10 protein-coding genes and 2 pseudogenes are annotated in these 13980 nt (G+C 60.3%); 8 read left to right on the plus strand and 4 right to left on the minus strand.

All coding sequences use genetic code 11. The features are described 5' to 3' along the window. Positions 1-72 precede the first annotated feature (72 nt). Both P6U31_RS29975 and P6U31_RS29980 read left to right on the plus strand, forming a co-directional pair. Positions 73-1344, plus strand: a complete 1272-nt coding sequence (locus P6U31_RS29975) for an ATP-grasp domain-containing protein (protein WP_407185300.1) — start codon at positions 73-75, stop codon at positions 1342-1344. Positions 1345-1694: 350 nt separating this feature from the next. Continuing rightward, positions 1695-2831, plus strand: a complete 1137-nt coding sequence (locus P6U31_RS29980; RefSeq protein WP_407185301.1) for a M24 family metallopeptidase — start codon at positions 1695-1697, stop codon at positions 2829-2831. A 1321-nt stretch (positions 2832-4152) separates the two neighbouring features. Here P6U31_RS29980 and P6U31_RS29985 read toward each other — a convergent pair. Further along, positions 4153-4560 (minus strand): FAD-dependent oxidoreductase, encoded by a 408-nt coding sequence (locus P6U31_RS29985; protein ID WP_407185302.1) that lies wholly within the window; start codon positions 4558-4560, stop codon positions 4153-4155. A 143-nt stretch (positions 4561-4703) separates the two neighbouring features. Between P6U31_RS29985 and P6U31_RS29990 the strand changes: the two genes are divergently transcribed. The 6 genes and pseudogenes from P6U31_RS29990 to P6U31_RS30015 all read left to right on the plus strand — a co-directional run. Next, positions 4704-5327: a hypothetical protein gene (locus P6U31_RS29990; RefSeq protein ID WP_407185303.1), complete on the plus strand. Its 624-nt coding sequence runs from the start codon at positions 4704-4706 to the stop codon at positions 5325-5327. A 288-nt stretch (positions 5328-5615) separates the two neighbouring features. Then, positions 5616-6827, plus strand: a complete 1212-nt coding sequence (locus tag P6U31_RS29995) for an IS701 family transposase (protein WP_407189984.1) — start codon at positions 5616-5618, stop codon at positions 6825-6827. Further along, on the plus strand, positions 6824-6979 hold the full coding sequence (locus P6U31_RS30000) for a hypothetical protein (protein ID WP_407185304.1): 156 nt from the start codon (positions 6824-6826) through the stop codon (positions 6977-6979). The genes P6U31_RS29995 and P6U31_RS30000 overlap by 4 nt, the downstream gene beginning before the upstream one ends. 179 nt (positions 6980-7158) lie before the next feature. Beyond that, positions 7159-7976 (plus strand): annotated as a pseudogene (locus tag P6U31_RS30005) (tyrosine-type recombinase/integrase). Positions 7977-7982: 6 nt separating this feature from the next. After that, positions 7983-9164: an IS91 family transposase gene (locus P6U31_RS30010; protein WP_407189985.1), complete on the plus strand. Its 1182-nt coding sequence runs from the start codon at positions 7983-7985 to the stop codon at positions 9162-9164. Positions 9165-9538: 374 nt separating this feature from the next. Further along, positions 9539-9949 (plus strand): annotated as a pseudogene (locus P6U31_RS30015) (transposase); the annotation flags it as partial. Between the two features lie 312 nt (positions 9950-10261). On the opposite strand, the gene P6U31_RS30020 reads toward P6U31_RS30015, so the two are convergent. The 3 genes from P6U31_RS30020 to istA all read right to left on the minus strand — a co-directional run bounded on the left by P6U31_RS30020 (position 10262) and on the right by istA (position 13842). Beyond that, positions 10262-11224, minus strand: a complete 963-nt coding sequence (locus P6U31_RS30020; protein ID WP_407185305.1) for an IS110 family transposase — start codon at positions 11222-11224, stop codon at positions 10262-10264. Positions 11225-11482: 258 nt separating this feature from the next. Then, positions 11483-12295, minus strand: coding sequence for an IS21-like element helper ATPase IstB (gene istB, locus P6U31_RS30025; protein WP_407185306.1), 813 nt, complete (start codon positions 12293-12295; stop codon positions 11483-11485). Further along, entirely contained in the window at positions 12292-13842 is a 1551-nt protein-coding gene (gene istA / locus P6U31_RS30030; RefSeq protein WP_407185307.1) for an IS21 family transposase, read from the minus strand. Before istA ends, istB begins: the two co-directional genes overlap by 4 nt. Positions 13843-13980 lie beyond the last annotated feature (138 nt).

The raw sequence follows: 13980 nt of genomic DNA on the forward strand, positions 1-13980 counted from the left end.
GAACATTCGTGCGAGCGGCCCGATTGCTGCTCGTCCATCATAGTTCCGAACAAAATGGCGGAGTCATACTCAATGCCGAAGCAAGTTCTCATCGTGCTCGAAGGTGCACTTAATGGTCGGCTCTACGTCGAAGCGGCGCAGCGTCTTGGTCTGCAACCTATTGTTTTCTCGACTGATCCAAGTCGACATCCCTACATTGCGGCAAGCTGCTGTGAAGCAGTGCGTGTCGATACAAAGAATCTTGATGCTATCATACAGGAATGTTTGCGGCTGTCTCGGACGTCTCACATTGCCGGCATAACGAGCGCACAAGAGTCGGTCTATGCAACTGTGGGTAAGCTCTGCCAATATTTCGAGCTCCCGGGCCCCGATCCCGTAGCGGTCGAACGATGCTGCGACAAATTTTATCAACGTCAGCTTCTCGCAGAGGCCGGCATTCCAACTCCCGCTTTTCGCCTGGCCACGAGTGCGACGGATGTAGAGCGCGCTGCTACCCAGATCTGCCTACCGGTGATTGTTAAGCCGGCGGTCGGCGCCGGAGGCATGGGTGTTCGATTATGCCGCGATCTTGACGAGCTAACCAAGCATACGAGCTGTCTGTTGAGTAAGCACATTTGGGGCTCTTCACCTAGAATACTCGTCGAGGAATTCGCGCAAGGCCCCCACTACAGTGTAGAAATAATGGGAGATAAGATTATCGAAATTGGCGCTGCCGACTTCGGTAACCAGCCGCATTTCGTTTGTCGCGAATACATTTATCCCGCCTTATTGACCGAGGACCAGCATAGACGAATCGTCGAGATTTCATCGAAATCTTTGAAAGCCCTCGGCGTGGGCTGGGGGCCAACAAACATTGATCTGCGATGGACCGCGCTTGGCCCAGTCGTGATTGAGGTCAATCCGCGCCTTGCTGGCACACCAAACTCTCTGTTGGTCACGCTTTCGTGTGGTATTGATCTCGTCGCCGAGCACATCAGGCTAGCCATTGGGCAAGAATGCAATCTGCACAGAAGTCATTCGCACACAGCGGCCGCGCGGGTTCTGCTTCCCGATCGCGAAGGCATTCTCGATGCAATCTCTGGCGAAAGTCGCGCGGCGGAAGTGCCCGGTATCACAGAAGTCAGTATTTCAGTCGAGCCAAAGACCCCAATCGTTAAGAAACACGACTATCGAGACAGGATCGGGCATGTCATCGCCACTTCGCCTGACCGTGCTGTGACAAAGCGCGCGCTTGAACGTGCCGTGGCCTTGATTGAATGGTCGATTACACCTTTGCCACCTCCAGGTGGGCACGAACAGGGTGTCAGCCTTACTCCAACCACCGACACAGGTGTCGTCAGATAACCCTGATCGTACCCGAGGCTCGTCGTCGAAAGTGGCGAGGGCGGCGAGCCATTGCAGCACGTCAATGGGCACGCGGAGCGCGCCAAAGGCGAGAATAACGATTTTTTCTGAGCGGGGAGTGGATACGAATTGGCTCGACGCGCTGGCAACTCCGGCTTGTGCGACTGCGAACACCAGGCAAACACATTCTTAGACTTAGAACACACGCAACGCATCGAGCCAAAGCAGCGCCGGTTACTGTTAACAATTAGTACCTCGCGTTTGACGATGAAGGTTGGGGCGCTACCACGCGAAGGGCCTTCATCGGCTCGACCACGGCCGCTTAGTGATCAACTAGAAGGGTTTTTCTGATGACAACACCTCTGCTTTTCCCTCCAGCTTTCCCCCTCGTGGAATTCCGGAGCCGCCTTTCAGCCTTGCGCAGAATCATGGCCGAGCGGCATGTTGAACTGCTTATCGTCGACCAGCGTGAACACATGGTTTATTTCAGCGGATACTGTTCCACAGCAGCCATGTACCAAGCCTTACTCGTTCCGCTCGATCGAGAGCCCTTTGCAGTGGTTCGTGCGGTTGATGCTGAGGTTTTCGCCGAACGGAGTTGGCTTAGTGACTGCATTTCGTTCGGCGACGATGCGAATCCAATTAGGATCGTTGCCGACGCGATCACAACGAGGGGTTTTGAAGACTCAGTCATCGGCATTGAGCAGGACAGTCATTTTCTTACCGTGAAGCGAGCGTCGGAGCTTGAAGCTTTCTTGCCGAATTCGAGGATTGTTGATTTTTCTGGTGTCATGTGGGAGATGCGCCAGATTAAGTCTCCGCTCGAACTTGCTTGTCTAGAGGTAGCCGCGGAGATTTGCGACCGTGCAGCGCGCGCCGGTTTCGAGGCAGCTCAGGAAGGCGTTAATGAGCGGGAGATTTTCTTAGCTATGACTGATGAAGCCTGGCGAAGCGGCGCCGACAACGCGCAAGTCGCCGTCGTGGCTTCTGGCCCTCGCTCGGGTATATTGCATGCATCCCTTGGCCACCGTTTTTTAACCAAAGGTGACATCTTGCATGTGGAGCCGGTCCCTCACTTTCGTGGCTACACCTCCCGTATGATGCGCCCAAAGTCGATCGGAGAGCCGACGGATCAACAAATCCGGGCGGCTGAAATGATGATCCGAATTCAAGAGGATCAGTTCCGCGCGATGAAGCCTGGCGCTAACGCGAAGGACGTCGATCGCATCGTGCGAGAGGCGATCTTGAAGGATGGGTTGCGCGACAGCTACACTAATATAACGGGCTATACTCTCGGCCTTAAGTACCCTCCTCGTACCAGTGATTTCACTCGTGTATTCCTTCCAGACAGCGACTGGCAGCTCGAGGAAAACCAAGTTTTTCATATGTACACCTCAGCGCGCGGGATGGCCTTCAGCGAGACCATCGTCGTCACACCCGAGGGAGGAAAGCGGTTGACTAAAATGGAGCGCCGGCTCTTCTTCTGATTTCCGGTCGGATTTCTCAACAGAGCACGCCGGAAACTGTCGTAGTACCTGCAAGTGAACCTTCAACGAGCGGTTATTAGAGTCTGGTGGTTCGTACGCAAAGCGATGTGATGGAGCATCGGGCCATCGACGGAGCTGGCGGAGGCTGCTGAACCGGTCGTCTGCTGCGGTGAGGTGAGGGCATTGGCCGCAGAACTGGTCTTAGGGACGAGTGAGGCGGGCGGATATTGCCATGGGCGAGCAAGCCAGCGATTTTGGTGTGGGTCATCGAGGCCAAACAACAGGTCTCCGGAGGCAGCTCCATTGGAACTGAAGCTCTGGATGAAGGATGAAGCCGTCCTGCATCCGCCTTTCCTGGCGCTATGAAGTGCTGAAGTGCCGTCGATGGCCGCGTCCTTGCTCAGGCCGGCATAACGCGGCAGGTGAACTCGGTGCCCTGGTCGGACGCGACCATTCTGGGTTGCATCCGACGAGCGATTCAGTTGCCGCTGACCCCGTCCCGAGCGCGAGTTGTGCAGAATATCCCCCCGGGTTCCTTGATCCCGCCATCGACGATGTTGCGTATCCGGAAGCGCGGCTCTTGGCGAAGAAGGCGTGGACGAAGTCCAGCGTGCAGCGGGCATTGGGGCTTAGCCTCCAGACGAGTCGCGGGCGCTCGCGACGCGGGCGGGCGCGCCTCTGAGTGCCAGTGACTTGTGTAGAGCACCCTGCGCAACAATCGAGTCAGAATTGAGTGTACCTTCTGTGGGTTTGCCTCCTTCTCGTATGACCAGCTGCTGCGTATGAGGATGCACCGCTGCCTACGAGCGTCAAACTCCCCGTCTACGACGTCCAGCGAAAACGCCGCCCGACCTTCCTCATTGTGGTGCCCATTCGGGTAGGCGGAAGCACTCCCCAGGCCGGCGAGGGGCCTAAATGGCCAAGCTCCATCATCCAACTCGGGGGTTAGCCCCGCGTAAGTGTAGACGATGATCATTCGGTAGCCAGGAAACGCAGAGCCCTCGCATGCGCATTGTTCGCGATGAATACTTTGTCGGCCACAAACTCTGCCCGAGGCGTCCGCACTTTGAACGGGGCCGATCCCTCCACAGCTCGACCGCCGCATGTTCAAGCACAGTGACATCGGAAGGAAGCGTGTCAGCGAGACCTCCGATAAGCGGCGCTGGTTGTACAAAAGCGCGCGTTAGCGCTTCGTAGCCGTATCGATAATAGTCGGTCCCGGAGTCCCTGGGCATCATGCTCCAGGTAGCTTAGATACCCCCTTTCAGAGCTTGTCGCGAGCTCAAGAGCCTGCGCTCTCCTTGGCGAGTGGCAGCCGCAACTATGCGTGGGGCCGTCTCATCCCAATCGCAAGTAATCTATGCTCCTCAACAACAGCCCGTAGCCAATCGAGCCCGGCGAGCACGATGCGCGTTTTTCGATTTGCATCATCCTCTGCTGAGCCGTACGCATTTGGACGCGGCTCGATCGCTGACGGCGAAAAGAAACCCGAGTTCCGCGCCGATGAGCCTTCCCCGATCTCCGACAACTCGATGACAATAATATCCTTCTCGGGCATCAATTCCGCCAAACGGCGAGCCGCCGCTAGCCCCGTATAGCCGCCCCCGACAACGATGGCTTTATATCTCCTCTCTCTTGGGAGCTGTTCGTGCGGGGCTCGCCGCGGCAGTAGCGCATTCCATCCCGATCCCACTGTGTACCGTGGGGCGTTTTTCAAAAAATCGGTCATTCTGCTTCTCCTAGCTGCCTGTTGAAAGGCGACTTCTCCCAAACACCAAGGCCCGAGCGGACTAGCTGTGGTAGGAGTTGTGCATCTGGTCTGAACCGAGGAAACTGACGTTGCGAAGCTTCAGTCTTCCAAGCACAGACCAGATGAACGTCCGCAAGAATGCGCGCTTGACACCCAAAGGTCGAGAGCTGTTGATGCGCAGTGTACTGTGGACCCAGCCAAACCGACAGCTGACCAGTCCGACACAACGCCTAAGACCGATCGCCAAATGGGTCAAGCCGGTCCGCGCGGGAGTTGTCGACGGGTGTACGATGCTCCTCCAGCTCCCATTGACCGCCAAGCCAAACTTCTCCAACCACATGCACAGCTGTCGAGGCCGTGCGCCGCAGCGCCACACCGGCAAGCAGATCGCGGCCGACGTCAAGGTGTCGCCCGGCCACCGTCAGCCGCATTCTTATTCGTTTGGGATTGAACCGGATGCGCAATGGAGCCGGCTCCCCCGGGATCCCGCTGTGAGCGCGAGAGCCAGGCGAGACTATTCATATGGACATCAAAAAATCGGCGTTTCGAGCGTTGGCCACCGCATCACCGGCGATGCGAGCGGTTGCGAGCAGAAGCCCTGGCGCTGGCTGGATTTCGTCCACGCATGCATTGTCGACCATTCTCGCTGCGCCTCCTCGGAGATCAAACCAGACGAGGCGGAGGACAGCGCGTTTTTTTGTCAAGGCAGCCCTGCTACAAAAGCGATCGAACTGCGGTTTGGATGAAGCGGTCGGGCTTGCCGTTTGTTCTCGGCGTATAGGATTTGGTGCGGAAGTGCGTGACGCCCAACTCCTGCAGACGTTGCGGAGGGCGGAAGGTGGTAACAACCGTCATCGCGCATGAAGGTGGCCCCAAGGGTGGCGAGTATGTCTGCGATCACCGCGCACACAGGAAGGTCAACCAACCTTCCAGCAATTTGGCGGCGACCATATCGATGCAGCGAAGAAATGCATTCCTAGCCGTACTAGCATTACAGTTGCAATTGATTGAAGGTTCTGAATCCATGGGTGACCATGATTCGGGATCTGATGATTGGTGGTGCGTCGGTTGAAGATACGCTGACGCTGTGGGCTTCGTCGTTGCGAGATGTCAAGCAACGCATCCGTCGGCTGTTTACGCAGGAGCGGGTCGCGGCCGCGGCGGGGCAGTTTCTCGACGGACTATTGGGCAACGAGCCGCGCAAGACGAGATGGATGCGGGCGGAAGCGGCCGGCGATCCAGGCCCGTGGCGCCAGCAGGCGATCCTGGGCCGCGGGCACTGGGATGCCGACGCGTTGCGCGACATTGTCCGTGAGTACGCGCTGGAAACGCTGGGCGATGAGGACGCGGTTCTGGTCATCGATGAGACCGGCTTTTTGAAACAGGGCAAGGCCTCATGCGGCGTCGCGCGCCAGTACACTGGCTCGGCCGGCAAGATCACCAATTGCCAGATCGGAGTGTTCGCCGCCTACGTCTCGCGGCATGGCCATGCCCTCATCGATCGAGCGCTCTACCTGCCAAAGGAATGGACGGACGCAGCGGCTCGCCTGAAGGCAGCGCATGTCCCGAGCGATGTGGGCTTTGCGACGAAGCCCAAGATCGCGCGTCGCATGATCGCTCGTGCGATCGCCGCAAAGGTGCCGTTCTCGTTCGTGGCGACGGACACCGTGTATGGCACGGGAGAGATTGAAACCCTGCTGCGCGAGGCGGGCAAAGGCTACGTTCTGGGTGTTGCGTCCAATCACGTGTTCCGTTCCTGGGACAAGCAGCAGCCGGTCGCCGGCACCGCCTCCGCGATCGCGCAGAGCCTTCCCAAGAAGGCCTGGCGCCGCCTGCCGTCCGGCGAAGGGACCAAAGGGCCGCGCTGGCACGACTGGGCCTATCTCGAGCTGGCCGATCTCGACGCCAGCGAATACAACGACGCCCTTGCCGGGGAATGGACGCGGGGTCTTCTGATCCGCCGCAACATTGCCGACGGCAGCTTGGCCTTCTTCTCCACATGGTGCCCCAAGGGCACGTCCATGCAGAAGCTGGTGTCGGTGGAAGGCCATCGCTGGGCCATCGAGGACAGCTTCGAAACCGCCAAGAACGAGCTCGGCCTTGATCACAACGAAACCCGCTCCTGGCATGGCTGGCATCGCCATGTCTCGCTCGTCATGCTTGCCTTCGCCATGATGGCCGTCATCCGTCATCGGGCCAACACTGCGCCATTGCCCAAAAAAACTCGACCGAAGCAGCGTTCTTGATCCGCTGGTCGATCCAGGAAATCCGCCGCATCGCCATGAAGCTAGCCCAGCGGCGCATCCCGCACGCCCATATCCTCGCATGGTCATCCTGGCGCAGGGCTCATCAGGCCAACGCGCGCAAAGCCCATCTCAAGAGCAAAATGCAACTGTAATGCTAGCACTACTTTGGCAGATTGTTGATTGAACGAAGCCGCTGGCGCGGCATGTAGGGAGGCATAGCAAGGATTGCCTCCTGTCTGAGAGGATTGCGGGTTTTCGAAGCCCAACCCTTTAGACAGGAGGTTTTCCGATGGCTGAGATCAGTCCGCTTCGCCGCCGCATGATCGAGGACATGACGGTCCGCAATCTGTCACCGGCGACGCAGCAATCCTACCTCAACGCCGTAGCGAAGTTGAGCCGATATTTCGGTCGTTCTCCCGACCGCCTCGACCTGGAGGATATCCGCGCCTTCCAGGTTCATCTGGTTGCGACGGGGATGTCTTGGCCGGCGCTGAACCAGATAGTCTGCGCACTGCGGTCCTTCTACGGTGTGACGCTTGGTCATGACACCGTTCCTGAGCGCATCGCCTATGCGCGTAAACCGCGCAAACTGCCGGTGGTGCTGAGCGCCGACGAGGTCGTCCGCTTCCTGGAAGCAATCCCGAGCCTCAAGAGCCGTACCGCGTTGACCACTGTCTATGCCGCAGGCTTGCGCGTATCGGAAGTGGTCCTCTTGAAGGTTGTCGACATCGACAGCCAACGGATGTTGATCCGGGTCGAGCACGGCAAGGGCGGCAAGGACCGTTACGTAATGCTCTCGCCGCAGCTTTGAGGATTCTGCGGACATATTGGCGGCTCACTCGGCCCAAACGATGGCTATTTCCCGGCCGCGACGACGAGCGTCCGCTCGTCCCAAATGTGCTGCACGCCGCCTGTCGCTCAGCCTGTGCTGCGGCTGGCTTGAGCAAGTCGGTGACAGTGCATACGCTTCGGCACACGTTCGCGACCCATCTGCTGGAGAACGGGGCCGACGTACGCATCATCCAGGTGCTGCTCGGCCATGCCAGCCTGGCCAGCACGGCGCGCTATACCCAAGTCGCCACAAAGACCATCAGCAATACGCCAAGTCCACTTGACCGGCTCCGCCTGGAGGTCGTGCCGCCCGGCTGAGCGAACCTGATGGCTCCGGTTCTGGAAGTGGCGGATATCTTCCGCCGCTACGGCGAAGCGTTTCGGCAAGCTCGTGCCGGACATCTGGGCCGCGTCGAGCGGCGCGTCATGGGCGCGATCACGGCATGCCGGACGGCTGTGATTGGCGGCCACATCGAGCAATGCGACGACTGCGGTGCCACCCGGATCGCCTACAACTCCTGTCGCAATCGGCATTGCCCGAAGTGCCAGGGCTCGGCGCGCGCGCAATGGCTTGCCGAGCGACAAGCCGAACTCCTTCCCGTGCCATACTTCCACGTCGTCTTCACCTTGCCGGCGCCGGCCAGAGAGATTGCTTTCCAGAACAAGGCGGTGGTCTATGCCATTCTGTTCCGCTGCGCGGCCGAGACGCTCACCACCATAGCGGCCGACCCCAAGCATCTCGGCGCTCAGCTCGGTCTGACCGCCGTCCTCCATATTTGGGGTCAAACCCTGCAACACCATCCGCATATCCACTGCGTCGTGCCTGGTGGTGGACCTTCACTCGACGGCACACACTGGCTCGCTTGCCGGCCCGGCTTCTTCCTGCCGGTGCGCGTCCTCTCCAGGCTGTTCCGCCGCCTGTTTCTGCAAGAGCTGCAAGCTGCCTTCGCGGCTGGCCAGTTGGGCTTCTTTGGCGATCTCGTCCATCTCGCCGATCCCGCCGCATTCGCCGAGCGCCTCGCTCAGCTCCGACGGACCGACTGGGTCGTCTACGCCAAGCCGCCATTCGGCGGGCCTGAACAGGTGCTGGCTTATCTCGGCCGCTATACGCATCGCGTCGCCATCGCCAACAGTCGGCTGATCTCGCTTGCCGACGACAAGGTGAGCTTTGCCTGGAAGGACTATCGGCAGAATCGTAGAGCCAAAGTGATGACGCTCGATACCGGTGAGTTCATTCGTCGCTTTCTCCTGCACACCCTGCCGGACGGCTTCCATCGCATCCGCCACTATGGCTTCCTCGCCAATGGCGGGCGCAACGATAAAATCGTCCTCTGCCGTCAACTCCTTGCCGTCCGCAACGCTCCGACTGATCAAGAAGCCGGCGACGATCCCCTCACCAAATGCGAGATACCCGCCTGCCCACATTGCGGCGGCACCATGCGGCGCGTCGACGTCGTCCCGCGAGCCTGCGCCCGCGACCATCCATTTCGTTGTGACACGTCATGAGCCACGCCTGCACCATCCACTCCGTCCATGATCACCTTCGCGGTGGCAACGTCCGAAGCCGCCGTAGGTGCACTCGTCACCGAATACCCGGCCGATCGTTCGACCACGCATCCCAGCGCCGCAAATCTCTCACTGGGTCGCGCCTTTGGCCCGATCAATGCAACCCCTCACATCAGCTGAAGGTCGCGCCGACGCGCGGTGATCACAGGCGCGCCTTCGCCGCAGGCGAACCCGCCGCACTATCCCCATAGGGCCCACAACTCCGCGGCTTCGTTCAATCCGGCTTCTATGAGGTCGCACGCGCCATCGCGCGCGCGGTTGGCCTTTGCCCAGCGACCTCATAGAACCCTCAAGATTCCCGAATCAATTTTTCAATGATTCATGGGTGGTCGGCTCTTGGAGGGCTGACCATGCCGGGATGGGAAGACGAACTCGAACGCTGGCTGATGCCGTTCTTGGACCGGCTGGGTCATAAGACCCGGCAGCGGATGTGTCCTCTGTATGTTGCGGGTTTGATCGGTCCTGGCGATCGCAAGAGCGTTCAGCCGATGGCGGAACGCCTTGCCATGAGCAACTACGACCAGTTGCACCATTTCATTGCGGACGGCGTCTGGGACGCAAGGCCCCTGGAGACAGAGCTGCTCAACCAGGCGGACCGACTTGTCGGCGGCAGGGACGCGGTGCTCGTTATTGATGACACTTCACTGCCCAAGAAAGGTGAGCGCTCGGTCGGCGTTGCGGCTCAATACGCGTCGGCTCTCGGTAAAACCGCAAATTGCCAAACTTATAGCGCGACAATCTGGGTGGGAAGCGCACGACATGTATGGAACGGCCCGCGGGCGCAAGAACTTTCTCAGTCGACTTCACACATGGGAGCGGTGCGGTCATGTATACGGCCTGTAAAGCGCGGCGCATGACCGCTGGCCTCGATGAAGTCCGCGACACAAGGGGCTAAATCAATCAGACGCGCTTGAAGCGCATTGTCGCGCCAGCCTCACTCATGCCGGGATTTCGTCCCGTGGGTTCATCGCCTGTTATTGCTCCTTGCCCTCTGCCGGCCCGCGCCGGTCAGATCTCTTTGACAGCCGCTGTATTCATCAAGCGGCAGCCGTAGTCGTCGCCAGCGTCTCCGGACACCGGTAAATCCCGCCCTTGTTCAAGAGCGCCCAAGCAATTCGCGCTGTCTTGTTGGCCAGCGCGACCGCTGCCACCCTGTACGGACGTCTGGCGAGCAGCGCCTTCAACCATGGCCGCGTCCGATCGACCTTCCGGGCAATTCGCAGGACGGATGTCGCCCCTAGAACGAGGAGGCTCCGAAGTTCGGGGTTTCCCATCTTCGAGATACGTCCCATCCGCTCCTTGCCCCCACTCGAATGCTGTCGCGGCGTCAGTCCCAGCCAGGCAGCAAAGTGACGAGCGGATTTGAAGCCGCCGGGATCCGGCACCAGCGCCTTGATGGTCGCGGCTGTAATGGCTCCAATGCCGGGGATCGTAGTCAGTCGGCGCATGTCCTTGTCGGTCTTTGCCGCAGCAACAATGGCTCTTTCGAGCTTGTCAATCTGGTCCGCCTGAGCCTCGATTTGATCGGCAATTGCCGTCAGGGCGAGGCGCGCTGCCGCAGGCAAGCGGATATCTGCTACATCCCGTACGATTGCAACCAACGCCTCGACCTTTGTTCGGCCAGCGGCGGCAATGATGCCCAACTCGGCCAGATGCGAGCGCAGGGCGTTGATCGTCTGCGTTTGCTGTTTCACCAGAAGTGCGCGACTCTTCAGGACCATCATTGCGGCTCGTTGCTCAGCCGTTTTGATCGGAACGAAGCGCATGGTCTTGCGAGTCACAGCCTCGCTGATGGCCTCGGCATCCGCCGCATCCGTTTTTCCACGCTTCACAAACGGTTTAACGTAAGCTGGTGGGATGAGCCGCACTTCATGGCCGAGAGCTGCAATCTCTCGTGCCCAATAATGAGCGCTGCCACAGGCTTCTATTCCCACAAGGCAGGCCGGCTGCTTCGAGAAGAAATGCAGCACCTCGCTGCGCCGTAGTCTCCGGTTGAACACCGGTGAGCCATCGCCACCCGCGCCGTGAACTTAAAAAATGTGCTTCGCCAAATCCAATCCGATGGTGCTAACCTGTTTCATGGAACGGTCCCTCCTTGTGGCGTTCAAACAACGACCACGTCTTAGCACGATGATGCTGTCGGAGCGGGCCGTTCCACCGCATCAATCAGGATGGCGAGTCGGTGTCGCGGCGAGGTGATGATTGCCGCGTTGATTGTCGCGCGCAAGAGTTTTTTGAACACTGATTGTCGCGGAGCGTCAATCAGAGATGGTTTTGGGTGTCGCGTGTGACGGCGGGCGTCCAGGTCCGCGTTTTCGTTCGAGCGCGGTCCGCCTGCGATAGCTTTCGACGTTCATCTCGACGATGGTAGCGTGGTGGACAAGCCGATCGATGGCGGCGAGGGTCATAGCGGGGTCCGGGAAGACCCTGTTCCATTCGCCGAATGGCTGATTGGCTGTGATCAGCATCGAGCGTCGCTCGTAGCGTGCGCTGATGAGTTCGAACAGCACGCTGGTCTCGGCCTGGTCCTTGGTGACGTAGGCCAGGTCATCGAGGATCAGGAGATCGAAGCGATCAAGGCGGTTGATGGCGGCCTCGAGGTTGAGCTCGCGCCGCGCCACCTGGAGCTTTTGCACGAGATCGGTAGTTCTGGTGAAGAGAACGCGCCATCCGTTCTCGATCAGAGCGAGGCCGAGAGCACTTGCGAGATGGCTCTTTCCGCCACCGGGCGGGCCAAACAGCAGCAAATTGGCGCCCTTGCCCAGCCAGCCGTCGCCGGCGGCGAGCGCGGTGACCTGCGCCTTGGAGACCATCGGCACGGCCTCGAAGTCGAAGTTGTCGAAGGTCTTCCCGGCTGGCAGCCGTGCGTCAACGAGGTGGCGCTCGATGCGACGGCGGCCGCGTTCAGCGATCTCGTGCTCGGCAATGGTGGCGAGGAAGCGGGCCGCCGGCCAGCCTTCCTTGTCGGACTGCTCAGCAAATTGCGGCCACAGCACCTTGATGGCGGGCAGCCGCAGCTCGTTGAGCAACAGATTGAGGCGCGCGGTGTCGACGATGCTGGCCGTGTTCATGCGGCGTCTCCGATCTCGGCGGTGCCGATAAGGCACTCATAGGCGGCCAGTGGCGCGAGACGCACCACGACCTGCGGCACACGGGCAGGATCGGGCGCGAAGTGCGTGCGCAGCTGTCCGAGATCGGGCAGTTGGCCGGCGTCCAGGTCAGCGGCGAGCTGACCGGCGAGTTCGGCCTCGCAGCCGCGCTCGTGCGCCAGCGCAAGCAGATCGACCATGAGCCGGCAGGCTTTCTTGTCCGGCAGCCGCTCGCGCAAACGATCAAAGGTCTTCCGATAGGCATCGCGCGGGAACAGCCGATCACGGTAGACGAGATTGAGCAGCGCCATTGGCTTGCGCCGCAAGGAATGGATCACGTGCCGATAATCGACGACCTGATCGTGCTTGCCGTTGGGTTGCGGCCGCCCACGCTGCAGGGTGACGAGATGGGTGCCGCCGACGAACACGTCGAGACGATCATCGTAAAGGCGCACCCGCAGCTGGTGGCCGATCAGGCGTGACGGCACGGTGTAGAACACCTTGCGCAAGGTGAAGCCGCCGCTTGATGTCACGCGGACAATCACCTCCTCGTAGTCCGAGGTGCGGCGATCTGGCAATGCCTGCAGGGTAGCGCGCTCGTGGTCGATGCGCTTGGCGTTGCGGGCATTGCGGCGGCTGACGATCTCGTCGATGAAGCCGCGGTAGGCGGCGAGATCATCGAAGTCGGCAGTGCCGCGCAACAGCAGCGCATCGGCGATCGTCCGCTTGAGATGGCCATGCGAGCTCTCGATCGCCCCGTTCTCATGGGCGATGCCGCGATTGTTGCGGGAAGGCCGCATGCCGTAATGGGCGCAGAGGTCCTCGTACCGCCGGGTCAGATCGTCATGAGCATTCCGGTCCAGATTGCAGAAGGCGGCCGACAGACTGTCGGTCCTATGCTCCCGCGGCGCGCCACCGAGCGACCACAGAGCATTCTGCAGCCCTTCGGCCAAGGCGACGAAGCTCTCGCCACCGAGCACGACATGGGCGTGCTCAAAGCCGGAATAGGCCAGCCGGAAGTGATAGAGGCGATGATCGAGCGGCACGTCCGCAATAGTGACCCCGAGCTCGCCCATGTCGGTGAAGTCGGACAGGCCGACCTGACCCACTTCGTGGGTCTGACGGAAGATGACTTCCTGCTCCTCGCCGTGGATTGCCCGCCAGGCGCGGATCCGGCGCTCGAGCGTGCGGCGGATTCCAGCCCCGAGCTCAGGGTGGCGACGCAACATCTCCTCGAAGATCGCGACAGCCCGCACGCCGGGGGCCGCCTTCAACATCGGCACGACCTCGGTCTCAAAAACACTGGCCAACGGGTCCGGTCGGCGCCGGCCGCGGGCTCCCTTCTTCTGCGATGGGAGCCTTCGATCCTTCTCGAAGTGATACGCGGTCGAGGTACTGAACGACGCCTTGGCGGCGGCCACTGGCGGGGTATCGGTTTGACGGTACTTCATGTAGAGCCTCATCTGGTGATCGGTAATGTGTCGGCCTGGCAAGCGAGTGATTCCTCTTGGCGGAAGAACCACTTGCACAACCAGCCGGCCGCGATCACCAGTCGGCGCGGTCCCCTGTGGATCGCGCCGACGCCGGGCTCGTAACTCCGGTCGGGCTACGCCCTCCCTGCGTCACGAGCCCGGCGAAGCTCTCTCACCCTGATTGACGCTCCACTG

Source organism: Bradyrhizobium centrosematis, from assembly GCF_045571495.1.
GTDB lineage: Bacteria > Pseudomonadota > Alphaproteobacteria > Rhizobiales > Xanthobacteraceae > Bradyrhizobium > Bradyrhizobium centrosematis.

What these genes read in the sequence shown, in the direction of transcription:
- P6U31_RS29985 (WP_407185302.1), bottom strand. Translation starts at nt 4,560, where the DNA reads ATGACCGATTTTTTGAAAAACGCCCCACGGTACACAGTGGGATCGGGA.
- P6U31_RS29980 (WP_407185301.1), top strand. Translation starts at nt 1,695, where the DNA reads ATGACAACACCTCTGCTTTTCCCTCCAGCTTTCCCCCTCGTGGAATTC.
- P6U31_RS29995 (WP_407189984.1), top strand. Translation starts at nt 5,616, where the DNA reads ATGATTCGGGATCTGATGATTGGTGGTGCGTCGGTTGAAGATACGCTG.
- P6U31_RS29990 (WP_407185303.1), top strand. Translation starts at nt 4,704, where the DNA reads ATGAACGTCCGCAAGAATGCGCGCTTGACACCCAAAGGTCGAGAGCTG.
- istB (WP_407185306.1), bottom strand. Translation starts at nt 12,295, where the DNA reads ATGAACACGGCCAGCATCGTCGACACCGCGCGCCTCAATCTGTTGCTC.
- P6U31_RS29975 (WP_407185300.1), top strand. Translation starts at nt 73, where the DNA reads ATGCCGAAGCAAGTTCTCATCGTGCTCGAAGGTGCACTTAATGGTCGG.